Source organism: Vibrio sp. MM46, from assembly GCF_027587135.1.
GTDB lineage: Bacteria > Pseudomonadota > Gammaproteobacteria > Enterobacterales > Vibrionaceae > Vibrio > Vibrio harveyi.
Genome location: NZ_JAPPTO010000025.1, coordinates 1 through 26,255, shown reverse-complemented (window position 1 = coordinate 26,255; position 26,255 = coordinate 1). Strand labels below are relative to the sequence as shown.

Below are 26,255 nucleotides of genomic sequence, written 5' to 3'. Positions count from 1 at the left end.
AGAGAAGTTTTACTTCGTGATGTCGGCACCAAACCATTTCACTGAAATCTTCTCTACTGTTCCGTCTGCGCGCATTTCTGCAAGTGCTTTATTCACTTCCGCTTGTAGCTTACGACCCTTTTCGTTATCCACGAATGGCCAAGCGTTTTGAATCGTTTCAAATGGTTCACCTGCCAGTTGAAGCGGTAGACCCGTTTTCTTAATCAGTTCTAGGGCAGACAAACGATCCATGATGAAAGCATCCGCACGACCTAGTGCCACATCGTGTTCAATACCTGTATCGTAAGTCTTAATGTTGATCTTGCCATCTTTGTCGTAATCACGTAGCAACTGTTCAAAGTTAGAGCCTAGGTTAACAGCAACGGTTTTGCCTGCGAGATCTTCGACACCTTGGATGCTATCGTTGCCTTTACGTACGGTAATTTGCGCACCGTCTACTACGTATGGGTCAGCAAATAGGTATTTTGCTTTACGCGCATCTGTCATCGTGATTTGGTTCGAGATGGTATCAATACGACCTGTTTCGAGTAGGCCAAACAAACCAGAAAAGTTCGCTGTTACGTATTCGATCTTGTAATCATTACGCTTACCGATCTCATCCCACATATCCACTTCAAAACCTTGTAGCTTATCTTGCTTCACGAAAGTGAATGGGAAGTAGCGACCAGACATACCAACTCTGACTTCAGTTGCTGCTTGAACGGTGGCGGCAGATAAAGCGATGGCTGCAACGGCAACCTTAATCCAGTTTTTCATAATACATCTCCATAATTTTATGGTTGGAAATACTACTGTCAGTTAGCTCAATTAAAGAAATAACCAAGTGCAATAACCTAGACCTCAGAGTAATAAGATCTTATTTGGTATAGATAGTAGCGAAGATATAGGGATAAATGATGAAAAAACGATCGAAAGAAGCATGAGTGACGATCGAAATAAGCCGATGAATGAAAATTCATACACAGAGTTATCACCAATGACTCGATCTGACTGATTTTGCCTAAATGTGGATCAATGTGTGGGCAAATTTGGGGCAAGATGTGTTGATCTCACTAAGTTGGGCGAAAATATTGTGAATAACTTAGATCTTATTCACTGGATCATCGATCAATTGCTGGCGATCTTGGTTATCAACAGGTAAAATTGCCAGTCTTTTCCGATAATTCAAATACTCAGTGGGGGCACCGTGTCATCTTCGCTTTGGTTGCAATGTTTGCAGCAGCTTCAAGAAGAGCTACCAGCTACAGAATTCAGTATGTGGGTTCGTCCGTTACAAGCGGAGCTCAATGACAATACTCTCACTTTGTTCGCACCTAACCGCTTTGTGTTGGATTGGGTTCGTGACAAGTACCTGAATAGCATTAATCGCTTACTGCAAGAATACTGCGGTAATGATGTACCTAGTTTGCGCTTTGAAGTTGGCAGTCGCCGAGTTGCAGCACCAAAACCCGCACCGACACGAACGCCGGCGGATGTTGCAGCAGAGTCTTCAGCGCCCGCTCAGCTGCAAGCCCGTAAGCCTGTGCATAAAACGTGGGATGATGACGCGCAAGTGATCGCAGACATCAACCACCGCTCTAATGTGAACCCAAAACATAAGTTCAATAACTTCGTTGAAGGTAAGTCGAACCAATTGGGTCTTGCTGCTGCTCGTCAGGTTTCGGATAACCCAGGTGCTGCATATAACCCGCTGTTCCTATACGGTGGTACTGGCTTGGGTAAAACGCACTTGTTGCATGCAGTGGGTAATGCCATTGTGGATAACAACCCAAATGCGAAAGTGGTGTACATGCACTCTGAGCGTTTTGTGCAAGATATGGTGAAAGCACTGCAAAACAATGCGATTGAAGAGTTCAAACGCTACTACCGAAGTGTTGATGCGTTGCTTATCGATGATATCCAATTCTTTGCCAATAAAGAGCGTTCACAAGAAGAATTCTTCCATACCTTCAACGCATTGCTAGAAGGTAACCAACAGATCATTTTGACTTCAGATCGCTACCCAAAAGAGATCAGCGGTGTAGAAGATCGTCTGAAATCACGTTTCGGTTGGGGATTAACCGTCGCGATCGAGCCACCAGAGCTTGAAACTCGTGTAGCGATCTTGATGAAGAAAGCGGAAGACCACCAAATCCACCTAGCAGATGAAGTGGCATTCTTTATTGCTAAGCGTCTGCGTTCCAACGTTCGTGAGTTGGAAGGGGCACTTAACCGCGTTATTGCTAACGCGAACTTCACTGGTCGCCCAATCACGATTGATTTCGTTCGTGAAGCGCTGCGCGACCTACTTGCTCTGCAAGAGAAGCTCGTTACTATCGACAATATTCAAAAGACAGTGGCGGAATACTACAAGATTAAAGTGGCTGATCTGCTGTCTAAGCGTCGCTCTCGCTCAGTTGCTCGTCCTCGTCAGTTGGCGATGGCGCTGGCAAAAGAGCTGACTAACCATAGCTTGCCGGAAATTGGTGATGCGTTTGGTGGTCGTGACCACACCACTGTACTGCATGCTTGTCGCAAGATTGAGCAGCTACGTGAAGAGAGCCACGATATTAAAGAAGATTACTCTAACTTGATTCGCACCCTGTCTTCTTAATCGGTTAGAATGACAGTATTCCAAGCAAATCATTAATTGAGCTGACAGCGTAAAGAGCCAAGCATGAAATTTACTATTGAACGTAGTCATTTAATCAAACCGCTACAACAGGTTTCGGGCGCATTAGGTGGTCGACCAACCCTACCAATTCTGGGTAACCTACTGCTTAAAGTAGAAGATAACGTGTTATCCATGACCGCGACCGATTTGGAAGTGGAATTGGTGAGCAAAGTGACTCTAGAAGGGGATTTTGAAGCGGGCAGCATTACCGTTCCTTCTCGTAAGTTTCTTGATATCTGTCGTGGTCTACCTGATGACTCCATCATTACCTTCGTATTAGAAGGCGATCGCGTACAGGTACGTTCTGGTCGCAGTCGTTTCTCACTGGCAACACTTCCAGCGAACGATTTCCCAAACATTGAAGATTGGCAGAGTGAAGTAGAAGTTTCACTGACTCAGTCTGATCTACGTACGCTGATTGAAAAAACACAATTCTCTATGGCGAACCAAGACGTTCGTTACTACCTAAACGGCATGTTGTTTGAAATCGACGGTACGACGCTACGCAGCGTGGCAACCGATGGTCACCGTATGGCAGTATCTCAAACTCAGCTCGGTGCAGATTTTGCGCAAAAGCAAATTATCGTGCCTCGCAAGGGGGTACAAGAGCTTGTTAAACTGATGGATGCGCCAGAACAGCCTGTCGTACTACAAATTGGCAGCTCAAATGTACGTGCAGAAGTGAACAACTTTATCTTCACTTCTAAGCTGGTTGATGGTCGTTTCCCTGATTATCGCCGCGTATTGCCGCAAAGCACCAACAAAACGCTAGAAGCAAGTTGTGATGAGTTACGTCAAGCCTTCTCACGTGCTGCGATTCTTTCTAACGAAAAATTCCGTGGCGTTCGTGTGAATCTTGCGGGCAGTGAAATGCGCATTACTGCTAACAACCCAGAGCAAGAAGAAGCAGAAGAAATGCTAGACGTGACCTTTGAAGGTGACGCTATCGAGATCGGCTTTAACGTAAGCTACGTGCTTGATGTACTTAATACACTGCGTTGCGACAATGTGCGTGTGTCGATGTCGGATGCCAACGCCAGTGCGTTGATTGAAAACGCAGACGACGATAGTGCAATGTACGTGGTGATGCCAATTCGTCTGTAAGTCATCTAAATGCCACTTTCTCGCCTCATCATTCAGCAGTTTCGAAACATTAAAGCCTGTGATATTGACCTATCAGCAGGCTTTAACTTTCTTATTGGACCGAACGGCAGCGGTAAAACCAGTGTTTTAGAAGCCATTTACTTGCTCGGACATGGTCGCTCTTTCAAGAGTTCGTTGACCGGTCGAGTTATCCAAAATGAGTGCGATGAGCTGTTTGTTCATGGTCGTTTTTTGAACTCGGATCAATTTGAGCTACCTATCGGCATTAATAAGCAGCGTGATGGCTCAACAGAGGTTAAAATAGGCGGTCAATCTGGACAAAAACTGGCGCAGCTTGCACAAGTTTTGCCTTTACAGTTGATACATCCAGAAGGATTTGATCTACTAACGGATGGTCCAAAACATCGTCGTGCATTCATCGACTGGGGTGTGTTTCACACCGAGCCTGCTTTTTATGATGCATGGGGGCGTTTCAAGCGTCTTAACAAGCAACGCAATGCTCTGCTTAAAACGGCCAGAAGTTATCGTGAACTCAGTTATTGGGATCAAGAAATGGCACATTTGGCTGAAAACATCAGTCAATGGCGAGCGCTGTACATCGAACAGATGAAAACCGTAGCGGAAACTATCTGTCAGACGTTTTTGCCAGAATTTGAGATCCAATTAAAGTATTATCGTGGTTGGGACAAAGACACCCCTTATCATGAGATACTAGAAAAGAATTTCGAGCGTGATCAGTCATTGGGTTACACCTTTAGCGGTCCGAATAAGGCTGATCTGCGCATTAAAGTGAACGGAACGCCCGTTGAGGATGTTTTGTCACGCGGTCAATTAAAACTCATGGTGTGTGCTTTGCGTGTGGCGCAGGGGCAACACCTTACCGAAATGACCGGCAAACAATGTATTTACCTAATTGACGACTTTGCGTCGGAATTAGACAGCCAACGTCGCAAGCGTCTAGCTGACTGCTTGAAAGAGACGGGCGCACAAGTATTTGTAAGCTCTATCACTGAAAGCCAAATCGCCGATATGTTGGACGATACGGGCAAATTGTTTCATGTGGAACATGGCAGGATAGAGTAAAACTAGAAGAGAGAAACTCATGTCTGAAAATTACGATTCATCGAGTATTAAGGTACTGAAGGGTCTGGATGCGGTACGTAAGCGTCCAGGTATGTACATCGGCGACACGGACGACGGCACTGGTCTTCACCACATGGTCTTCGAGGTGGTGGATAACTCAATTGATGAAGCGTTGGCAGGTCACTGTAAAGACATCGTTGTGACAATTCATGAGGACAACTCGGTTTCAGTTACGGATGATGGTCGTGGCATTCCAACAGAAATGCACCCAGAAGAAAAAGTATCTGCTGCAGAAGTTATCATGACGGTACTTCACGCTGGTGGTAAGTTCGATGATAACTCATACAAAGTATCAGGCGGTCTACACGGCGTAGGTGTTTCAGTAGTAAACGCACTGTCTGAGAAAGTGGTTCTGACTATCCACCGCGGCGGTCATATCCATACGCAAACTTACCATCATGGTGAGCCTCAAGCGCCACTAGCAGTAATTGGTGATACTGACCAAACTGGTACACAAATCCGTTTCTGGCCAAGTGCAGAAACATTCTCGAACACAGAATTTCACTACGACATCCTAGCGAAGCGTCTACGTGAACTTTCTTTCCTGAACTCTGGTGTTTCAATCAAACTGGTTGATGAGCGTGAAGCAGACAAGAGCGACCACTTCATGTTTGAAGGTGGTATCCAAGCGTTTGTTGAGCACCTAAACACCAACAAAACACCAATCATCGAGAAAATCTTCCACTTCGACTTTGAGCGCGAAGATGGTATCTCGGTAGAAGTGGCGATGCAGTGGAATGACGGTTTCCAAGAGAACATCTACTGTTTCACTAACAACATCCCACAACGCGACGGTGGTACTCACCTTGCCGGTTTCCGTGCAGCGCTAACGCGTACACTGAACTCTTTCATGGACAAAGAAGGCTTCTCTAAGAAAGCGAAAACAGCAACTTCTGGTGATGACGCGCGTGAAGGTCTAACTGCGGTTGTTTCGGTTAAAGTGCCTGATCCTAAGTTCTCAAGCCAAACTAAAGATAAACTGGTTTCTTCTGAAGTGAAGTCAGCGGTTGAATCAGCAATGGGTGAGAAACTGTCTGAGTTCCTAATTGAGAACCCGGCAGAAGCGAAGATGGTTTGTTCGAAAATCATCGATGCAGCTCGTGCTCGTGAAGCGGCGCGTAAAGCTCGTGAAATGACTCGTCGTAAAGGCGCACTAGACCTAGCAGGTCTGCCAGGCAAACTTGCAGACTGTCAGGAAAAAGATCCAGCACTCTCTGAACTATACATAGTGGAGGGTGATTCGGCAGGCGGCTCCGCAAAACAAGGTCGTAACCGTAAGAACCAAGCAATCCTACCGCTAAAAGGTAAGATTCTTAACGTAGAAAAAGCGCGTTTCGACAAGATGCTTTCTTCTCAAGAAGTAGCAACGCTGATCACTGCACTAGGCTGTGGTATCGGTCGTGATGAGTACAACCCGGACAAACTGCGTTACCACAACATCATCATCATGACCGATGCTGACGTCGATGGTTCGCACATCCGTACGCTACTGTTGACCTTCTTCTACCGTCAAATGCCAGAGCTTATCGAGCGTGGCTATGTGTACATTGCTCAGCCACCGCTTTACAAAGTGAAGAAAGGCAAACAAGAGCAGTACATCAAAGACGAAGACGCGATGAACCAATACCAAGTTGCTTTGGCACTTGATAACGCATCGCTACACGTAAACGCAGAAGCGCCAGCATTGGCAGGCGAAGCACTAGAGAAGCTAGTTCAGCAATACAACGCTGGTATCAAGCTAGCGGATCGCATGAGCCGCCGTTACCCAAGCGCACTAGTTCATGAGCTAATCTACACGCCGCGTCTAACGGCAGAGCAATGTCACGATGCTGCAGCAGTAGAAGCATGGACAAAACAGCTAGTTGAACAGCTAAACGCGAAAGAAGTGGGCGCAAGCCAATACAGCTTCGAAGTTGAGCAGCACGAAGAGCTAGGTCTAAACCTACCTAAGATCATCGTACGTACTCACGGTGTGACTCATGACTACGCACTAAGCATCGACCTACTGAACTCGAAAGAGTACGGCAAACTAGCGGATCTATCTGAAGCGCTAGACGGTCTGCTAGAAGAAGGCGCTTACATCAAACGTGGTGAGCGTACTCAGCCAGTATCAAGCTTTGCAGCGGCACTTGAGTGGCTAATCAAAGAGTCGCGTCGTGGTCTAAGCCTACAGCGCTACAAAGGTCTAGGTGAGATGAACCCAGATCAGCTTTGGGAAACCACAATGGACCCAGAGACACGTCGCATGATGCAAGTAACCATTGAAGATGCGGTAGGCGCAGACCAATTGTTCACAACGCTAATGGGTGACCAAGTTGAGCCGCGCCGTAACTTCATTGAAGAGAACGCGCTGAAAGTAGCAAACCTAGACGTTTAGACTATTTTTCCTTTGCTGGATATGCTGATTTCGTTGTCGAAGGTGCTCACATACACTTGTATGCTGCGCGCCTTCTCCTAGAACTAAGCATATCCCCCTGCGGAAAAACGAATCTAAATTTCTTTTGATAGAATTTTAAAAGCACTGCCTTCGGGTGGTGCTTTTTTATTGAGTGGAGATAAACGAGATAAAAGAAACGAGACACAAGAATTGGCTGCACTCTATGGAGGTGGGGAAGCTTGGCTTTGAAACTCTACATTTATGGAAAGAGTGGATGTAAGTGGCGCTTTTCATTATTAGTATGTTAGGACGTCATCTTCGAGAGGGAGGAACGACCGAGTCGGGGAGCTAAAAATATTTTCACCGTAGCCCTTGAAAGCCCATTTTTCGACCTTATATCTAGTTATGAAGAGGGATGGCTAACTTGCTCAACAAGAGAAGAACAGCGCCTCTGGAATCGCTAAACGAGATCGCTCAAGAGAGGATACTCAGTATTAGCACACAACTTGACCCTAGATTCGACATCATGTCCCCGCACCTAAAAAGTAGGTCAGAGGAATGAATCATCGGATCCCTTAGCTCGGCGTTTTCTTGCATAAATGCGCCATGTGGATGACCCTCATCTGGGCTAAGACTATTGCTTAAAAGAGGATAGATTATGCGTAATGTAGATTTCTCACCACTATACCGTAATGCAATTGGCTTCGACCGTCTGTTTAACCTGATGGAAGCAAGCTCTGCGAAAAACACTTCTGGCGGTTACCCTCCATACAACATCGAACAAAAAGACGAGCACAACTACCGTATTACTATGGCAGTCGCAGGTTTTGCTGAAGATCAGCTCGATTTGACTCAAAACGAAAACATGTTGATCGTGAAGGGCGAGCGTAAAGCAGAAGAAGGTAAAAACTACGTTTACCAAGGCATTGCAGAACGCGATTTTGAACGTAAATTCCAACTTGCGGATTACGTAAAAGTTGTCGGTGCATCAATGGAAAACGGTCTGCTTCATGTTGATTTAGTTCGTGAAATTCCAGAAGCGATGCAACCGCGTAAGATTGCTATCGGTGGCAACAACCTGATTGAAAACAGCTAATCAGCTGATGACACTGCAGTTAACCACACGGTTATAGAATGAGAAAGAGCGCCTTCCATTATGGAAAAGGGCGCTCTTTTTAGTTTGGGGCTTTCAAAGCCGCAATTTCAAAGAGAACAACGGCTGAGTTCAATCGGTCTATTTACCTTCGCGGTAAGCCTTTTCCACTTCTTCTGCGATAATCGCAATGCCTTTTTGCATCATCTCATCATCTTGAACGTAGTTCATACGCAAGCATTGGTGCGCATGATCCCACTCGTCCTTCTGGCCAATAAAGAAGTATTCACCCGGAACAATCAAAACTCCACGTGCTTTCAAGCGTTGGTACAGTTCCATTGTCGTAATTGGCAGTTCATCAAACCATAGCCACAAGAAGATAGCACCTTCCGGTTTGTGAATGCGGAATCGCTCATCGGTAATCGCTTCTTGGAGCAGTTCAACCGCACGTTGCGATTTCTGTTTGTAGAACGGCTTAATTACGTCTGAGCTCAGTTTAAGCAGATCGCCTTTACCAATGATGTGGTTTGCCAACGCTGGACCAACACTGCCCGGCGCTAGGCTGATGATGCCGTTCATATTGGTCAACGCTTGCGTGATTTCTTCACTCGCAATCACAATCCCACAACGCACGCCCGGCAAGCCAAGTTTAGATAGGCTCATGCACAGAATGGTGTTTTCATTCCAGAACGGCTCGACATCCTCAAAGATGATGTTCGGGAAAGGTAGACCGTAGGCGTTATCGATGATCAGCGGGATGTTGTTCTCACGTGCCAGCTTGTCCAGCTTACGTACTTCTTCATCTGTCAGTACGTTACCCGTTGGATTGGTTGGGCGAGACGCGCAGATTGCCGCAACAGAGTCATCGACGGTGAGCTGCTCAAAATCGACGTGGTATTTAAACAGACCGTTATCCAACAGCTCGATTTCTGGGTGGTAAGAGACAAAGATATCTTCATCAATGCCTGCATCACCATAACCGATGTACTCAGGCGCGATAGGCAGTAGCACTTTCTTGTGCGAACCGTCTGGTTGTTTACCTGCTAACAAGTTGAACAAGTAGAAAAAGCCACTTTGGCTGCCGTTAGTCAGGCTGATGTTTTTCTCGGAAATATCCCAGCCGTAAGTTTCACGGAATAACTGAGCCAGCGCTTTAACGAACGCATCTTTGCCCTGCGGACCATCGTAGTTGGCGAGGGCGGCGACGAGCTCCCCACTGGCGAGCATTTCCTCACTGGCTTGGCGAAAGTAATCGAGCATGGCAGGAATGGCGGCTGGGTTACCTCCACCGAGCATGATGGCACCTGGTGTGCGCAGACCATCATTCAAATCGTCCATTAACTGCGTGATACCTGAATACTGATTAAATTTTTCACCAAACTTAGAGAACTGCATTTGTCGTTATACCTAATTCATTGTGATTGCTTTGTGTATGTTTGTGCCGATGTTTTATCGGCTTATCGAGTAATCCTTGACCTTACCTCAATGCGTAATTAACGCAAAGTGTGAATTAAGCCGAAAAAGAAAAAAGTGTGTCATCAGACCAGAGGTACGAGATAAAAAGGCAAAAAGAGCAATAAAAAAGGGAAGCTTATGCTTCCCTTGCTGGTGGAGAGAGTGTGATTTACTCACCGGTGTAAACAATCAGCACCTTGTCGTCTTGGTATTGGCGTTCGAACGCGTAGTAACCTTCTTGGTTACGAGTGATGTGCTTACCTTGAGCAACCGCTGGGTGGCGTTTACGGAATTCACCCAACTTTTGCCAATGTCGCAGTAGATCCTCACGCTCACCATGAATCTTGTCCCATGGCATATCTGAGCGTGTGCCTTGGTGAGCATCTGAACCAGTAATGCCAAAATCACGAGCTATCTCATCACCGTAATAGATCTGTACTGCACCTGGAGCCAGCATCAGTGCATTTGCGGCACGAGCTTGGTCATCAAAGCTGCGGCTGCGTGCTGACCAAAACAGCTGTGTATCGTGTGAAGATAGGTAGCTCAATACGTTGAACTCAGGATCGGTATTGATGCGCTCTGCATAGCGGCGGTAATCATTATCAAGTTGAGCGAAACACTTCAGCGCTTTTGGCGCTACGTCAGATTGGAACTCGAAGTTGATGATGGAATCGAAGCCGTTATCGAAATACGGGCTCTTCACCACGCTGTGTGCCCACACTTCACCCGTCATCCAAAAAGGTAAGTCATCCAAAGCTTTGTCCGGGTTGTTTTTCTTCCATTGAGCAAGCGCTTGGGTGGTGCTGGCTTTCAACTCTGCCCACGCTTCCATTTCAACGTGTTTAGCGGTGTCGACACGGAAGCCATCAATGCCATAGTCGCGCACCCAATCGGATAACCACATAATCAGATGCTCACGCGGGGTTTGCAGCTCATCTTGCGCATTGGTGTCTTTATTGCGGAAGAAGTTTGGTAGTCCGGTTTTTTGAGTTGATTCGGTTTTGAGATCCGGTAGGTAGTTCAAAGACATGGTGATGTCGTTGTAGCCCGGAGCATCGTAGTCGCCAATATCGGTGCGGATCCAATCTTTGCCCCACCATTTATCCCACGCTTCGCTATCACCGTATTTGATGTAGTCGTTGAAGCTGTGCCAGCTTTGTCCTGATTTTGGCTGCCAGTCGGTCCATTTTTCACCAAGGACTTCTTTAGCTTCTTGGTCATCTAGGTAAAGCTGACCAAAGCCGAATTCCTGCATGTCTGCTAATGTTGCGTAGCCTGTGTGGTTCATGACTACATCCCAAATCACGCGGATGCCTTTCTTGTGGGCGGTATCAACGAAGGTTCTGAGTTCATCTTCGGTACCCATGTTGGCATCAAGCTTGGTCCAATCTTGGTGGTAGTAGCCGTGGTAGCCGTAGTGCTTAAAGTCGCCTTTATCGCCGCCGCCAACCCAGCCGTGGATTTGTTCCAGTGGTGAAGTTATCCAGATAGCATTCACACCAAGTGATTCGATGTAATCGAGTTTTTTCGTCAGACCCGCCAAGTCACCACCGTGGAAGGTACCAATCTCATATTTTCCGTCTTTGCTGCGACCGTAGCTGTTGTCGTTGTCTGGGTTGCCATTGTAGAAGCGGTCAGTCATGACGAAGTACACCGTTGCGTTATCCCAACTGAACGGTTTATCGGCTTGCTGTTCAACTTCTTCTAGCAGCAATAGACCTTGGCTCATAGGACCCGGCTGCATGGTGACGCTGCCATTGGCGACAGTGGCTTCTTGTCCGGTTAAGGCATCGCGAACGACAGTGCCATCATTAAAGGTTTGAGCAACGTTGATGGTTTTTGGCGCGTCAGTTGCGACAGGGCAAGAGTAGGTGATGTCCTGACTCTGCTTTGGTTTGATTTTGACCGTCAGCTCGTTGGTGGTTGGATTGAGCGTAAATTGATAGGTATTGGCTTTGAAGATGCGCAGCGGCATTTGTGCATCAGTGGCGCAGTTATCCATTTTTAATGGACGATTGAATTTGATGCGATCTTCTTCTGCTAGGGCAAAGCTACTGCCACAGCTTTGCTTGCTGTCAGCAATGGTAAAGCTATAACTGCCTTTTTCGAGTTTTTGCTCGGCGACAAGTAAGCCCTGTGAGTTTTCCTCAAAAACAGCGGTGTCATCACCAACGCTTAATACGATGGCATTTTCTGGAATCTGGCTGCAGGCGCTCAGTAGACCGATAGAGAGTGCGAGAATTGTTTTTTTCATTGTGTCCTTCCCCCGAATAAACAGTCCAGTTATAGCAAAACTGTGCCTCTACAATCCGAGCTCTACACCAACAAGTTAAACGCGTCTCACCCTACAAATTTTAGTCTTGTTCACAAAATGAATAATAAGCATCACCTTCATCGGTTTGAAGGCAACAAAAAGGGAAGCATCTGCTTCCCTTTTACTTATTTCTTAATCACTTCGAAGAGCAATGAATTACTTTTGAAGCAAAGAAATATCTGCGATCTGTAGGAACAGGTTACGCAGGTTGTTCAGAAGTGTCAGACGGTTCTTCTTAAGTGCTTCGTCGTCTGCCATTACCATTACGTTATCAAAGAACGCATCAACTGGTTCACGTAGGTCAGCTAGCTTGCTTAGGGCTTCTTGGTAGTTACCTGTAGCAAATGCTGGCTCTAGCGCTTCCGTCATTACTTCAACGCTTTCTGCTAGTGCTTTCTCTGCGTCTTCTTGTAGAAGTGCTAGGTCGATGTCTGCTGCTAGTTCGCCGTCGAATTTCGCTAGGATGTTACCTACACGTTTGTTCGCTGCTGCTAGAGACTCTGCTGCTTCTAGTTCACGGAAGTGAGAAACCGCTTTAACTCGTTGGTCGAAGTCTGCTGGTTTCGTCGGACGACGAGCTAGAACCGCTTGAATGATGTCTACGCTGAAGCCTTCGTCTTGGTACCAAGCACGGAAACGACCAAGCATGAACTCGATAACGTCTTGCTCAACGTTGTCGTTGGTTAGGCGGTCGCCAAACAGTGACTTCGCTTTCGCAACTAGGTCAACAAGATCTAGGTTGTAGCCGTATTCAACGATGATACGTAGTACACCTAGAGATGCGCGGCGTAGTGCGAATGGGTCGCTGCCTTTAGGCGCTTGACCAATACCGAAGATACCTACGATAGTGTCTAGCTTGTCTGCCATTGCAACTGCAGTTGAAACGCCGTTTGATGGCAGTTCATCACCTGCGAAACGAGGCATGTATTGCTCGTTCAGTGCTACTGCAACTTCTTCTGCTTCACCGTCGTGACGAGCATAGTGCATACCCATAACACCTTGAGTATCCGTGAATTCGAATACCATTGAGGTCATTAGGTCACATTTTGCTAGTAGACCAGCACGCTTTGATTTCTCAACGTCAGCACCGATTTGCTCAGCAATGTAGCCAGCAAGTTCAGTGATGCGGTCTGTTTTGTCTTTGATCGTACCCAGTTGCTTTTGGAAGATCGCTTGCTCTAGTTCAGGCAGACGGTCGATAAGCGGACGCTTACGGTCTGTGTTGAAGAAGAACTCTGCGTCAGCAAGACGAGGGCGAACTACTTTCTCGTTACCTTCGATTACGTAACGAGGCTCTTTTGATTCGATGTTCGATACGAAGATGAAGTTAGGTAGTAGCTTCTTGTTTTCGTCATAAACAGGGAAGTACTTCTGGTCACCTTTCATGGTGTAAACCAACGCTTCAGAAGGCACTTTTAGGAACTCTTCTTCGAACTTCGCTGTTAGTACTACTGGCCATTCAACCAGAGACGTTACTTCTTCTACTAGGTCATCTTCTAGGTCAGCGATACCGCCAACCGCTGCTGCTGCTTTTTGTGCGTCAGCTAGGATGATTGCTTTACGCGCTTCGTAATCTGCCATTACTTTACCGCGCTCTTCTAAGATCGCAGGGTATTGTTCAGCAGAATCGATAGTGAACTCTTGCTCACCCATGAAGCGGTGACCACGGATAGTGCGGTCTGAAGCGACACCAAGGATCTCGCCTTCGATTAGGTCGCTGCCCATTAGCATGGTTAGCGTCTTAACTGGACGGATAAATTGAGTCGTTTTGTTACCCCAGCGCATTGGTTTTGCGATAGGTAGGTTTGCTAGTGCTTTCGCTGCAAGTTCAACTACGATCTCAGACGTTGGCTGACCTTTCACTTCTTGTTTGAACAGTAGCCATTCACCTTTGTCTGTTACCATGCGCTCTGCTTGGTCAACCGTGATGCCACAACCGCGTGCCCAGCCTTGAGCCGCTTTTGTTGGGTTGCCTTCCGCGTCAAACGCTGCAGAAACCGCAGGACCACGCTTTTCAACAACTTTGTCAGACTGGCTGTCTGCTAGTGCTGCTACTTTAAGTGCAAGACGACGAGGTGCCGCGAACCATTTAACGCCTTCATGAGCAAGCTCAGCGCCTTTTAGTTCTGCTTCGAAGTTTGCTGCGAATGCTTCAGCTAGAGTGCGAAGTTGCGTTGGTGGTAGCTCTTCTGTGCCTAGCTCGATTAGAAATTCTTTTGCCATGTTACTCTACCCCTTACGCTTGTTCTTTCTTACACATTGGGAAGCCAAGAGCTTCACGCGATGCGTAGTATGCTTCTGCAACTGCTTTCGTCAGGTTGCGGATGCGTAGGATGTAACGTTGGCGTTCAGTTACTGAGATCGCTTTACGTGCGTCTAGTAGGTTGAATGCGTGACCAGCTTTTAGAATGCGCTCGTAAGCAGGTAGTGGCAGTGGTTTTTCAAGCTCAAGCAGTTCTTTACACTCTTTCTCACACTGTTCGAAGAAACCAAATAGGAAGTCAACGTCTGCGTGCTCGAAGTTGTAAGTCGATTGCTCTACTTCGTTTTGGTGGAAGATGTCACCGTAAGTCACTTTGCTGCCGTCTGGTGCGATGTTCCAAACTAGGTCGTAAACAGAGTCTACTTCTTGGATGTACATTGCTAGACGTTCGATACCGTAAGTGATCTCACCAGTTACTGGCTTACACTCAAGACCGCCAACTTGTTGGAAGTAAGTAAACTGAGTCACTTCCATGCCGTTTAGCCAAACTTCCCAGCCTAGACCCCATGCGCCTAGTGTTGGGTTTTCCCAGTTGTCTTCTACGAAACGGATATCGTGAACAAGTGGGTCAATACCAAGAACTTCTAGAGAACCTAGGTACAACTCTTGGATATTGTCTGGTGATGGTTTTAGCGCTACTTGGAATTGGTAGTAGTGCTGTAGACGGTTAGGGTTTTCACCGTAACGACCATCGGTAGGACGACGTGAAGGTTGTACGTAAGCTGTAGACATTGGCTCTGGGCCAAGTGCTCGTAGACATGTCATTGGATGAGAGGTACCCGCACCCACTTCCATATCTAGCGGTTGAACAATGGTACAACCATTTTGAGCCCAATAATCCTGCAGCGCGAGGATCATTCCCTGGAAGGTTTTGATATCGTATTTTTGCATAAGTCAGGTTCGCGCGATTCTCTTATTACTTGTGAATTCGTCTCTTTTGCTGGGTTTTATAGCCTCAACAATAGCGATTCAAAGTAATTACGGTTGAATAAAATAACAATCAAGTATACCCAGATATTGAGCATGGGAGTAGAGCTAATCTTGATTAATTCGTGGGCAATTTTCTCCTTTAATGGATTTTTACCGCTTTATCTGCTGAATTTTTCCTAAAAGGGAGTTTTCACTGGCTTTCACTCTTGAGGTGATGAGCAAAGGTGGCTAGAATTGCGCCTGTCTTTGGGGAGTAGCTTACTCGATGAAATGCCTATTTCATCTGGTTCGTTCGTCAACATAATTGGTGCAAAATCACCATGGCGTTCGAGACTCATCAACCCGATGAGTTTAGCAAGACCTTAGACAAATCATCATGAACCGGGGTGGGGCGTGAGATTTGTCTTAGGTTAAAAATAATTATCCCGCCCCAATGAGCATGTCGTGAGCGTTTTAGCTATTTCAATTACTACTGTAGCGTTAGCAGAAATTGGCGATAAGACCCAATTGCTATCTCTATTACTTGCCAGTCGTTACCGCAAGCCAATCCCTATTATTGCCGCAATCTTTTTGGCAACCATTGCCAACCACGCTTTGGCTGCATGGTTAGGTGTGGTTGTGGCAGATTACCTTTCGCCTGAGGTTTTAAAATGGGTGCTGGTGGTTAGTTTTGTCGCCATGGCGGCTTGGGTGCTGATCCCTGATAAACTGGATGATGACGAACAGATCTCCAACCGTGGTCCATTCATTGCGAGTTTTATTGCTTTCTTCGTTGCGGAGATTGGCGACAAGACTCAGATTGCAACTTCTATCTTGGGTGCACAATACGCAGATGCATTGAGTTGGGTGATTCTTGGTACCACGATCGGCATGTTGCTTGCCAATGTTCCCGTGGTTTTAATCGGCAAGCTATCGGCGGACAAGATACCTTTAGGATTGATTCGTAAGGTGACCGCTTTCCTATTTATTGCCCTTGCTATTGGTGCAGCATTTTTCTGATCATCTTAAAGATAAATCGTTTTAATTATCAATAACTAGTGAAGTGATGCATGAGTTCAAACTCTGGTTCAAAATCATTCAGGACCGTGACGGATGACATATTAGTGTCATACTTGTCATGGTACTTTAATGGTGTGAATGATAGCGAGAGGGCAAGGTTATGCTTACACGTTACATGGGGATGACCCCAAAGAGTCAGAGTTATTTATTCACCTTTGGTTTAGCGCTGTGCTTATTGGCAATGGTGTTGACCGATATGTGGTTGCCGATTGTTGCAGGGACCTTCATCCTTACTGGTCTAACAGTAGAGGCTTGGATTCGGGTCGCGCATATTATTCCGATGCATGAAGAGATGCGTGCAATGAGAAAGCAACTGAACAAGCTACAATCTGAAGTTCGCACACTAGAATACGATGAATAAACAAACGGCAGCCAATTGGGCTGCCGTTTTTGATCTTGCTGAGATTATTCCAAACCTTTCTTGATCAGGTACTGGTATGGAAGCTGTTCCGTTTGTGCCGCAATCAGCTGGTGATCCATAAATCGACAGAAACTCGGGATATCTCGAGTTGTGGATGGGTCGTCTGCTTTAACTAGCAATACCTCACCATCTTGCATGTTTCGAATTGTCTTCCTGACCATCATCACTGGCTCTGGGCAGCGTAATCCTTCCGCCTCTAATGTCTTGGTCGCCAGTTCAGGATTAAAGCTCATAGTGTGATTCTCGTAACTAACTGAGCGTTGAATTTTACTTTCGTTGAAAAAATATTCAATAACCACTTGGCAAACCGAATTTTTTGATTTACCTTAAATTAACAATTTGGTAACAACTGGCAAGGGGAGACGATGTTAACAGCGTTAGACAGACTAACCATCTATTCGGTTTTATGTTTTATCTCGTTCTGTGCATTGGTACTTAGGACGCCAGGTGAAACCTCATTGATGCCTCTTGTAGGCATGAGTGCAACGATTATTGGGATTTGGATTGAGATGCACAAATGGTCAGGTGCATCAGAGCAAGAAAATTAGCGCTTCTTGCTGTAATCGGAACCTATTGATATACCGCTCACCAAGTTTAACGACACTTCATTCCGACACTATCCCCATTTTTCTTGGGCTTCCCCGCTGAAAGGCGGGATTTTTTTTGCCTGAAGAGTACAATTTACCTAAATCCTCTACATGTTAAGTGGCAAATCGTGGAATTAGAAGACATCTATCGTCGAGACCTGAATTTATTGGTCGCATTACGTGTGCTGATTGAAGAGAGCAGTGTCAGTAAAGCAGCAACTCGCCTCAATTTAAGCCAATCGGCAATGAGTCGTGTGCTAGGGCGTTTACGTGATCTGCTTGGTGACCCACTGTTTACTCGTCAAGGTCAGCACTTGATCCCAACTCAAAAAGCGTTAGAAATTGATCGTTCTTTGGGTGAGCCTTTGGAGTCACTACGCCAATTGCTTTCTCCACGTGAGTTTGATCCACGCAGTTGCGATCAGACGTTTAATATCGCGACAACTGATTACGCGATGCAAACCATTCTGCCCTTCGCGTTGCCGCGTATCTATCAAGAAGCACCGAATGTGTCGTTTAACTTCTTGCCGCTGCAACACGACCGCTTATCTGATCAATTAACATATGAAGGCGCGGACTTAGCGATTTGTCGTCCAACAGGTCCAGTGGAGCCATTACGCAGTGAAGTGTTAGGGCGAGTTGGTGTGTTGTGTATGCTATCTAAGCAGCACCCGCTAGCTGAGAAAGAGATGAGTCTGGATGATTATCTCAGTCATCCGCATGCCATGATTGCCATTAGTGATGGGGTTAAAGCGCTGATTGAACAAGCGCTCGTGGAGAAGCCGCAACGTCAGATGGTATTACGCGCTTATCACTTGGAAGCGGCGCTGGCGATCGTTGATACTCTGCCAATTATTATTACCGTGCCTGCCGATTTAGCGTACTTGGTTGCTGATCGCTATGACTTAGTAGTGAAGCCATTACCATTCCAATTCACGCCGTTTGAATATTCGATGATTTGGCACGCACGTTGCGAACACTCTCCCGCTCAAGAATGGTTGCGTGCAGTAGTTCGTGAAGAATGTAGTCGTCTTATTGCTAAACGAATTGAAGATATGGGGTTGGACTGATTTTTCCAAAAATCGAAATAGCAAAAAGCCGGGCAATGACCCGGCTTTGTTTATTCTATCGAAGAGTTAACGCTTATAACTTGATAACCACACGACCAGTTACTTGACCGTTTGTGATGTCTTCAGCGTATTTTGGTGCTTCTGCTAGCTCTACTTCAGTACAAGCTTGCTCGAAGTAGCTGTCTGGTAGTAGTTCTACCAATTTTTCCCATGCTGCAGTACGTTTTTCAAATGGGCATGAAACAGAATCCACACCTTGTAGACGAACGTTACGTAGAATGAATGGCATCACTGTCGTCGGTAGATCGAAGCCACCTGCAAGACCACAAGCTGCGACTGCACTGTTGTAATCCATTTGCGCCAATACTTTTGCTAGCACTTTGCTGCCTACGGTATCAACCGCACCTGCCCATACTTGCTTTTCAAGCGGACGTGCTGGTTCTTCAAACTCAACACGGTCGATGATGCGGCTAGCTCCTAGCTTTTCTAGTAGCGGACCATTTTGTTCAACACGACCTGTCACGGCTGCCACTTTGTAGCCAAGCTGTGCTAGAAGCGTCACAGCTACTGAGCCTACACCGCCACTTGCGCCAGTTACTAGGATTTCACCATTTTCAGGTTTGATGCCTGCATCAAGCAGTGCTTGAACACACAGCATGCCAGTGAAACCAGCCGTACCAACCATCATGGCTTTCTTGCTGTCCAGACCTTTTGGTAGTGGTACTAGCCAATCCGCTTTTAGACGAGCACGTTGAGACATACCGCCCCAATGGTTTTCACCCACACCCCAACCAGTAAGAACAACTTTGTCGCCTGCTTGGTAGCGGTCGTCTTCTGAGCTTACTACCGTACCTGCTAGGTCAATACCCGGCACCATCGGGAAGTTACGGATGATTTTACCTTTACCTGTAATTGCAAGACCGTCTTTGTAGTTCAACGATGAGTAATCAACGTCAATCAGAACGTCGCCTTCAGGCAGTTGTGTTTCATCGATTTGCTCGATGCTAGCGATAGTACGTTTGTCTTCTTGATTTAGAACTAGAGCATTAAACATAAGGTTCTCCGATTGTGCGGTAGCGTGACTCTGGGTCACATGCAGCAAGATATCAACTGCTGCTAAGTGTATGTCTTCTTTGTCTATGAATAAAATGAAACTTGAGCATTTAATGTATGCTTTTTGTGCATGTAAGCAATGTTTAGCGTAAAACAAAGGGCGACATCAGATGTCGCCCTTAAGTGTAATACTAAAAAATTTCAGTATTGGTTCATTTGCTCGTGACTGTTGAATTGATCACTACAACCTAGCGTTTCTTAAACAGACTATGGTCGTTCAAATACAGTCGCAATACCCTGACCTAAACCAATGCACATGGTTGCGAGACCGTATTTCGCATCTTTTGCTTCCATTAGGTTGATTAACGTCGTTGAGATACGTGAGCCAGAACAACCAAGCGGGTGACCCAATGCAATTGCGCCACCGTTAAGGTTGACCTTCTCATCCATAACATCAAGCAGACCTAAGTCTTTAGCACATGGTAGAGATTGCGCTGCAAATGCTTCGTTTAGCTCGACCACATCCATATCTTCAATTGAAAGACCTGCACGCTTGAGCGCTTTTTGCGTCGCAGGTACAGGACCGTAACCCATGATTGAAGGATCGCAGCCCGCAATGGCCATACCTTTAATGCGTGCTCGAATCTTCAAGCCAAGTTCATTAGCTTTCTCTTCACTCATGATCAACATCGCTGATGCACCATCAGACAGCGCCGATGATGTACCGGCTGTTACTGTACCGTTGGCTGGGTCGAAAACAGGACGAAGTTGAGATAGACCTTCAACGGATGTTTCAGGGCGAATGACTTCATCGTAATCTAGAGTGAACAGCGTGCCGTCAGCCGCATGACCTTCAATTGGTAGGATTTCGCTTTTAAAACGACCCTCTACGGTTGCAGCATGTGCACGAGCATGGGAACGTGCAGCAAACTCGTCTTGTTGCTCACGGCTAATGCCATGCAGCTTACCAAGCATTTCAGCGGTTAAGCCCATCATGCCTGCTGCTTTTGCAACTGTCTTGGACATACCTGGGTGGAAGTCCACGCCGTGGTTCATTGGTACGTGTCCCATGTGCTCAACACCACCAATTAGGCAGATTTCAGCGTCACCTGTCATGATGGCACGTGTACCATCGTGAAGCGCTTGCATTGATGAACCACACAAGCGGTTAACCGTCACGGCGCCAATCTCAATTGGTAGACCAGCAAGTAGCGCCGCATTACGTGCCACGTTAAAGCCTTGTTCTAGGGTTTGTTGTACACAGCCCCAGTAGATATCTTCAATCTCGCTTGGGTTTACTTGTGGGTTACGTGCAAGAATACCTTTCATTAGGCGCGCAGATAGATCTTCTGCTCGCGTATGACGGAAAGCACCACCTTTAGAGCGACCCATTGGAGTACGTAGACAATCGACTACGACAACATTTCTTGTTTGATTAGTCATTTTAGAATCCCTCCTTAGATAGAACCTTGCTGTTGTGCACCGTAAAAGCTTTCACCTTTCGCCGCCATATCAATCAGCATCTGTGGTACTTGGTACATTGCACCGAGCTCTGAGTATTGTTTTGCCATTGCAACAAACTCAGCAATACCTACGCTATCTAGGTAGCGGAATACGCCACCGCGGAATGGAGGGAAGCCAAGACCGTAAACCAGTGCCATATCCGCTTCTTGTGGAGTGGCAATGATGCCTTCTTGTAGACACAGTACCACTTCGTTGATCATTGGAATCATCATACGTTGAATGATGGTCTGTTCGTCAAAGTCCTGTTTATCGGCACAAACGTCAGCGAGTACCGGCAAGATTTCTTCAGAGAAGGTTTTCTTAGGCTTACCTTTTCTATCAATGGTGTAGCTGTAGAAGCCATTGCCATTCTTCTGGCCGTATTTATCTGCTTCGAACAGCGCATCTATTGCGTCACGACCTTGTTTGCCCATACGCTCAGGGAATCCTTGTGCCATAACGGCTTGTGCGTGGTGAGCAGTATCAATACCAACAACATCGAGCAAGTATGCAGGTCCCATCGGCCAGCCAAACTTACGTTCCATGATTTTGTCGATTTTCGTAAAGTCAGCGCCATCGCGAAGTAGCATGCTGAAGCCACCAAAGTATGGGAACAATACGCGGTTTACAAAGAACCCAGGGCAGTCATTAACGACAATTGGTGATTTGCCCATTTTCGCTGCGTACGCAACAACGCGATTTATGGTTTCATCAGAGGTATGTTCACCACGGATGATCTCAACAAGAGGCATGCGGTGCACTGGGTTGAAAAAGTGCATGCCACAGAAGTTTTCTGGGCGTTTTAGCGATTTTGCCAACAGGTTGATAGGAATTGTCGAGGTGTTTGAGGTAATAACGGTATCGTCACCGACATGCGATTCGACTTCACTCAAAACTGCTGCTTTTACTTTCGGGTTTTCTACTACGGCTTCAACAATCACGTCTGATTCTTCGATGCCTGCGTAATGTAGGCTTGGTGTGATAGACGCTAAAATACCAGCCATCTTAAAGCCATCAATGCGACCACGAGATAAGCGTTTATTTAGCAGCTTAGATGCTTCCGTCATACCTAAATCGAGTGAAGGTTGCGCGATGTCTTTCATTAACACCGGTACGCCTTTTAATGCAGATTGGTAGGCGATGCCGCCGCCCATAATGCCCGCACCAAGCACAGCCGCACGTTGCGTGTCTTTACTCGCTGACTTCGCTGATTTTTTAGCAAGCCCTTTGATGTATTGGTCGTTGAGGAACAAGCCAACCAGTGATTTTGCTTCTTCAGACTTAGCCAGTTTTACGAAGTGCTTACGTTCAATGTCGAGTGCTTCGTTACGAGCGAAACGAGCGCCTTCTTCAATAGTAATAACGGCTGTCATTGGAGCGGGGTAGTGAGGACCCGCTTTTTGTGCCACCAGACCCTTCGCCATGGTAAAGCTCATCATTGATTCAAGCTTACTTAGCGTTAGAGGTGATGTCTTTTGCTTGCGACGAGCTTGCCAGTCCAACTTCTCGTTGATTGCTGAGGTCAGTGTCTTGAGTGCTGACTCGTAAAGTGCGTCGTTATCAACAACCGCATCCAGAAGACCAATCTTTAACGCTTCATCCGCACGACACGCTTTACCTTGAGTGATCACTTCCATTGCGCTGTCGGCGCCAATAACACGTGGCAGACGTACACAACCACCAAAGCCCGGCATGATGCCCAGTTTTGTTTCTGGTAGACCGATGCTGGTGGTCTTGTCACCAATTCGCATATCAGTTGCAAGCACACACTCACAGCCGCCGCCTAACGTGTGGCCTTTTAGTGCCGAGATAGTTGGGACAGGCAAGTCTTCCAGCTTATTGAAGATGCTGTTAGCAAATTGTAGCCACTGATCGAGTTCAGCGTCTGTCTTAGCGAAAAGACCTAAGAATTCGGTGATATCAGCGCCAACAATGAACGCGTCTTTATCTGAGGTGAGCATCAAGCCCTTCAGTCCTTGGTGCGCTTTTAGTGCATCAAGGGCTTTGTCGAGTGACTCTAGTGTCGCTAGGTCGAGTTTGTTAACGGATTTTGGAGAGCAGAAGCTTAGTTCTGCAATACCATCTTGTACTTCCTTTACCTGTAGGGTTTCGGCTTGGTAAATCATTGTCTATCTCCATGACATACAATCTTGGATTGTCTGTATACCAATTTGATGCGGGCTGAGCGCCTGTAGGGCAGCAAATAGATATAGAGGAAAGTCGTTTTATTTATTGTTCTGGTTAGACCAGTGAAGTTAGTTTGGACTTCGGATTGGTTAATTTCAATACATTTTTTAAACAAGTGTTTAACATTGTGCGCTAAGGCAGATCTTATGCGACTCACAATTACCTCTCGTGATAGACTTTAGACAAAGAGAAAAGTGACTTAATCCTATGAATGACCTGCCTTATCTGATTCCTGCTCAGCCTACTCAATTTGAAGAAGAGATCAAAAAGAGTGTCTTTATTACTTACTTAGCACATACGCCAAGCGTGGAAGCGGCGAAAGCATTCGTTGAGCAGATCAAAACCAAGCATGCTGATGCAAGACACAACTGCTGGGGATTTGTTGCTGGTCGACCAGAAGATTCGATGAAGTGGGGCTTTAGTGATGATGGAGAACCTTCAGGGACAGCAGGTAAACCAATCCTTGCTCAGCTGTCTGGCTCTGGAGTTGGAGAGATTACCGCTGTAGTGACTCGATATTCTGGCGGCATTAAGCTTGGTACAGGTGGTTTGGTCAAAGCCTATGGTGGCGGCGTGCAACAAGCGCTCAAGCTGCTTCAAACAATTGAGAAAAAAATAACCACAAAACTCCGACTAGAGTTAGACTATGGGTTTATGCCTATCGCACAGTCGCTTATGCCCCAGTTTGGTGCGGTTGAAGTGGATGCTGAATACAGCGATCAGGTGGTATTAGTGGTGGAAATTGAGCTACGTGAAGTGAGCGCGTTTACCCAAGCTATCATCAACAAAAGTGGTGCAAAGGCAATTGTCACCCCACTAGACGGACAATAATGAAAAATAGGAAGCCACAGGGACAGCTTCGCTAGTCAATCAATCCATGCAATTTCGTTCAATTATTCGAATCGTCGGGCTATTGCTCGCACTTTTTAGTGTCACAATGCTCGCGCCTGCGCTAGTTGCGCTTATCTATCGAGATGGTGCGGGTGTACCTTTTGTCACGACTTTCTTCGTACTTCTTGTATGCGGTGGGATCTGTTGGTTCCCAAACCGCAGGCACAAACACGAGCTTAAAGCGCGTGATGGCTTCCTTATTGTTGTTCTTTTCTGGACTGTACTTGGCAGTGCTGGCTCTATCCCTTTTCTGATCTCAGATAACCCCAATGTATCTGTGACTGACGCTTTTTTTGAGTCCTTCTCTGCTTTAACGACAACAGGTGCGACGGTGATCGTCGGGCTCGACGAGTTGCCAAAAGCGATTCTCTTTTATCGCCAACTTCTACAGTGGTTTGGCGGTATGGGTATCATCGTATTGGCGGTAGCCATTCTTCCTGTTCTTGGTATCGGTGGTATGCAGTTGTATAGAGCTGAAATACCAGGACCCGTAAAAGATACTAAGATGACCCCACGTATTGCTGAGACAGCAAAAGCTCTGTGGTACATCTACTTGAGTTTGACTATCGCATGTGCCGTAGCATTTTGGTTAGCAGGCATGACGCCGTTTGATGCCATTAGTCATAGCTTCTCCACGATTGCCATCGGTGGTTTCTCTACACACGATGCTAGCATGGGCTATTTCGATAGCTATGCCATTAACATGATTACCGTTGTCTTCTTGTTAATCTCGGCATGTAACTATTCTTTGCACTTTGCCGCGTTTGCGTCTGGTGGCGTGCATCCTAAATACTATTGGAAAGACCCAGAGTTTCGCGCGTTTATCTTTATTCAAGTGGTTCTGTTCTTGGTTTGCTTCTTATTATTATTGAATCATCACTCGTATGACTCTCCTTATGATGCCTTCGACCAAGCCTTGTTCCAAACAGTGTCAATCTCTACTACTGCAGGTTTTACTACAACCGGCTTTGCTGATTGGCCGTTGTTCTTGCCAGTGTTGTTATTGTTCTCTTCTTTCATCGGTGGTTGTGCTGGTTCGACTGGTGGTGGCATGAAAGTAATCCGTATTCTGCTACTGACCTTACAAGGTGCTCGTGAGCTGAAGCGTTTGGTGCACCCTCGTGCGGTGTACACCATCAAAGTGGGTGGCAGTGCGCTACCGCAGCGTGTTGTTGATGCGGTTTGGGGATTCTTCTCTGCGTACGCGCTCGTATTTGTGGTTTGTATGCTGGGGTTGATTGCGACTGGCATGGATGAGCTAAGTGCGTTCTCGGCGGTAGCTGCGACTCTGAACAACCTCGGTCCTGGCTTAGGAGAAGTAGCACTTCACTTTGGTGATGTTAATGACAAAGCAAAATGGGTATTGATTGTTTCTATGCTGTTTGGTCGTTTGGAAATCTTTACCTTACTTATTTTACTTACGCCGACGTTTTGGCGCAGTTAAGGGGAAATTGTGGCAAAAGCATTATTTCTATATTCTTCCCGAGAAGGGCAGACTAAAAAAATTCTCCACTATATAGATGAGCAGCTATTAGAGTTCGATTGCGAGCTGGTGGATTTACATAGTGTAGAGACGATTGATTTCAGCCAATACGACAGAGTATTGATTGGAGCCTCTATTCGTTATGGTCATCTTAATAAGAAGCTGTACCAGTTTATTGAGCGAAACCTCAATCAACTTGAACAAAGTAAAGTGGCATTTTTCTGCGTAAACCTAACTGCTCGCAAAGAAGACCAAGGAAAAGATACGCCAGAGGGTAGCGCTTACATTCGTAAGTTCCTGACCAAGTCGCCTTGGAAACCAATCTTAATTGGTGTTTTTGCTGGTGCTCTTTATTATCCTCGTTATGGTTGGTTCGACAAAACTATGATTAAGTTCATTATGTCGATGACAGGGGGCGAAACCGATACGACCAAAGAAGTGGAATACACCAATTGGGAAAAAGTGGCTCTTTTCGCAGATAAATTCAAAGAACTGTAGAAATAACGTGCTCTTTTGAACGCTTTTGATGCAAATTTATCCGAACGATAAAAAAATCAAAAAAAACGAGAAAAAGGGCTTGCCAATGTGATCGCAATCTCTATAATGCCACCTCGCTGAAACGGCAACGCTTCGAAAGAAATGAAGTCAAGTTAGCAAGCCAATTAGCCA

At 46.2% G+C, this 26,255-nt stretch carries 21 protein-coding genes; 12 read left to right on the top strand and 9 right to left on the bottom strand.

Going from position 1 to position 26,255, the window contains the following annotated elements; genetic code table 11:
* Positions 1 to 9: 9 nt before the first annotated feature.
* Entirely contained in the window at positions 10 to 756 is a 747-nt protein-coding gene (locus OH459_RS22380) for an amino acid ABC transporter substrate-binding protein (protein WP_269988855.1), read from the bottom strand.
* Between the two features lie 430 nt (positions 757 to 1,186).
* Here OH459_RS22380 and dnaA point away from each other — a divergent pair, with 430 nt between their 5' ends.
* The 5 genes from dnaA to OH459_RS22355 all read left to right on the top strand — a co-directional run bounded on the left by dnaA (position 1,187) and on the right by OH459_RS22355 (position 8,373).
* Positions 1,187 to 2,593 carry a chromosomal replication initiator protein DnaA gene (dnaA, locus tag OH459_RS22375; protein WP_005451061.1) on the top strand — a complete coding sequence of 469 codons (1,407 nt, stop codon included), beginning with the start codon at positions 1,187 to 1,189 and terminating at the stop codon, positions 2,591 to 2,593.
* 63 nt (positions 2,594 to 2,656) lie between these two features.
* Positions 2,657 to 3,757, top strand: a complete 1,101-nt coding sequence (gene dnaN, locus OH459_RS22370; protein WP_005451063.1) for a DNA polymerase III subunit beta — start codon at positions 2,657 to 2,659, stop codon at positions 3,755 to 3,757.
* 9 nt (positions 3,758 to 3,766) lie between these two features.
* Positions 3,767 to 4,840 (top strand): DNA replication/repair protein RecF, encoded by a 1,074-nt coding sequence (gene recF, locus OH459_RS22365; protein WP_005426070.1) that lies wholly within the window; start codon positions 3,767 to 3,769, stop codon positions 4,838 to 4,840.
* 19 nt (positions 4,841 to 4,859) lie between these two features.
* Positions 4,860 to 7,277, top strand: coding sequence for a DNA topoisomerase (ATP-hydrolyzing) subunit B (gene gyrB / locus OH459_RS22360; protein ID WP_009699101.1), 2,418 nt, complete (start codon positions 4,860 to 4,862; stop codon positions 7,275 to 7,277).
* Between the two features lie 658 nt (positions 7,278 to 7,935).
* Positions 7,936 to 8,373 carry an Hsp20 family protein gene (locus OH459_RS22355; protein ID WP_005440850.1) on the top strand — a complete coding sequence of 146 codons (438 nt, stop codon included), beginning with the start codon at positions 7,936 to 7,938 and terminating at the stop codon, positions 8,371 to 8,373.
* Between the two features lie 138 nt (positions 8,374 to 8,511).
* Here OH459_RS22355 and OH459_RS22350 read toward each other — a convergent pair whose 3' ends face one another.
* The 4 genes from OH459_RS22350 to glyQ all read right to left on the bottom strand — a co-directional run bounded on the left by OH459_RS22350 (position 8,512) and on the right by glyQ (position 15,293).
* Positions 8,512 to 9,765 carry a valine--pyruvate transaminase gene (locus OH459_RS22350; RefSeq protein WP_110416540.1) on the bottom strand — a complete coding sequence of 418 codons (1,254 nt, stop codon included), beginning with the start codon at positions 9,763 to 9,765 and terminating at the stop codon, positions 8,512 to 8,514.
* A gap of 229 nt (positions 9,766 to 9,994) precedes the next feature.
* Positions 9,995 to 12,079: an alpha-amylase gene (locus OH459_RS22345; protein WP_269988845.1), complete on the bottom strand. Its 2,085-nt coding sequence runs from the start codon at positions 12,077 to 12,079 to the stop codon at positions 9,995 to 9,997.
* 216 nt (positions 12,080 to 12,295) lie between these two features.
* On the bottom strand, positions 12,296 to 14,362 hold the full coding sequence (glyS, locus tag OH459_RS22340; protein ID WP_005378875.1) for a glycine--tRNA ligase subunit beta: 2,067 nt from the start codon (positions 14,360 to 14,362) through the stop codon (positions 12,296 to 12,298).
* 13 nt (positions 14,363 to 14,375) lie between these two features.
* Positions 14,376 to 15,293, bottom strand: a complete 918-nt coding sequence (gene glyQ / locus OH459_RS22335; RefSeq protein WP_005451074.1) for a glycine--tRNA ligase subunit alpha — start codon at positions 15,291 to 15,293, stop codon at positions 14,376 to 14,378.
* Positions 15,294 to 15,776: 483 nt separating this feature from the next.
* On the opposite strand from glyQ, the gene OH459_RS22330 reads away from it, so the two are divergent.
* The gene (locus tag OH459_RS22330) at positions 15,777 to 16,331 is read left to right on the top strand and encodes a TMEM165/GDT1 family protein (RefSeq protein ID WP_017818157.1); all 555 of its coding nucleotides are present in this window, start codon (positions 15,777 to 15,779) and stop codon (positions 16,329 to 16,331) included.
* 160 nt (positions 16,332 to 16,491) lie between these two features.
* The gene (locus tag OH459_RS22325; protein WP_005451077.1) at positions 16,492 to 16,752 is read left to right on the top strand and encodes a hypothetical protein; all 261 of its coding nucleotides are present in this window, start codon (positions 16,492 to 16,494) and stop codon (positions 16,750 to 16,752) included.
* A 44-nt stretch (positions 16,753 to 16,796) separates the two neighbouring features.
* On the opposite strand, the gene tusA is transcribed toward OH459_RS22325, so the two are convergent.
* Positions 16,797 to 17,045: a sulfurtransferase TusA gene (gene tusA / locus OH459_RS22320; protein WP_005426051.1), complete on the bottom strand. Its 249-nt coding sequence runs from the start codon at positions 17,043 to 17,045 to the stop codon at positions 16,797 to 16,799.
* Between the two features lie 132 nt (positions 17,046 to 17,177).
* Here tusA and OH459_RS22315 point away from each other — a divergent pair, with 132 nt between their 5' ends.
* Together OH459_RS22315 and OH459_RS22310 are read left to right on the top strand one after the other, a co-directional pair.
* A complete protein-coding gene (locus tag OH459_RS22315) occupies positions 17,178 to 17,360 on the top strand; it encodes a hypothetical protein (protein ID WP_005426049.1) in 183 nt (60 codons plus the stop codon).
* A gap of 167 nt (positions 17,361 to 17,527) precedes the next feature.
* Complete coding sequence (locus OH459_RS22310; protein ID WP_009699107.1) at positions 17,528 to 18,469, top strand: LysR family transcriptional regulator; 942 nt, start codon at positions 17,528 to 17,530, stop codon at positions 18,467 to 18,469.
* Positions 18,470 to 18,542: 73 nt separating this feature from the next.
* On the opposite strand, the gene acuI is transcribed toward OH459_RS22310, so the two are convergent.
* The 3 genes from acuI to fadB all read right to left on the bottom strand — a co-directional run bounded on the left by acuI (position 18,543) and on the right by fadB (position 23,151).
* The gene (gene acuI, locus OH459_RS22305; RefSeq protein WP_005451082.1) at positions 18,543 to 19,523 is read right to left on the bottom strand and encodes an acrylyl-CoA reductase (NADPH); all 981 of its coding nucleotides are present in this window, start codon (positions 19,521 to 19,523) and stop codon (positions 18,543 to 18,545) included.
* A 266-nt stretch (positions 19,524 to 19,789) separates the two neighbouring features.
* A complete protein-coding gene (fadA, locus tag OH459_RS22300; protein ID WP_009699109.1) occupies positions 19,790 to 20,965 on the bottom strand; it encodes an acetyl-CoA C-acyltransferase FadA in 1,176 nt (391 codons plus the stop codon).
* 14 nt (positions 20,966 to 20,979) lie between these two features.
* Positions 20,980 to 23,151, bottom strand: coding sequence for a fatty acid oxidation complex subunit alpha FadB (gene fadB / locus OH459_RS22295; protein ID WP_269988809.1), 2,172 nt, complete (start codon positions 23,149 to 23,151; stop codon positions 20,980 to 20,982).
* Positions 23,152 to 23,419: 268 nt separating this feature from the next.
* Between fadB and OH459_RS22290 the strand changes: the two genes are divergently transcribed.
* From OH459_RS22290 to hemG, 3 genes are read left to right on the top strand one after another with little or no spacing between them, the layout of a single operon-like run.
* Positions 23,420 to 24,043 (top strand): YigZ family protein, encoded by a 624-nt coding sequence (locus OH459_RS22290; RefSeq protein WP_045485546.1) that lies wholly within the window; start codon positions 23,420 to 23,422, stop codon positions 24,041 to 24,043.
* A gap of 46 nt (positions 24,044 to 24,089) precedes the next feature.
* Positions 24,090 to 25,547, top strand: a complete 1,458-nt coding sequence (locus tag OH459_RS22285) for a TrkH family potassium uptake protein (RefSeq protein ID WP_005451087.1) — start codon at positions 24,090 to 24,092, stop codon at positions 25,545 to 25,547.
* Between the two features lie 9 nt (positions 25,548 to 25,556).
* Positions 25,557 to 26,084, top strand: coding sequence for a menaquinone-dependent protoporphyrinogen IX dehydrogenase (gene hemG, locus OH459_RS22280; protein ID WP_005451088.1), 528 nt, complete (start codon positions 25,557 to 25,559; stop codon positions 26,082 to 26,084).
* The last annotated feature ends 171 nt before the right edge of the window (positions 26,085 to 26,255 follow it).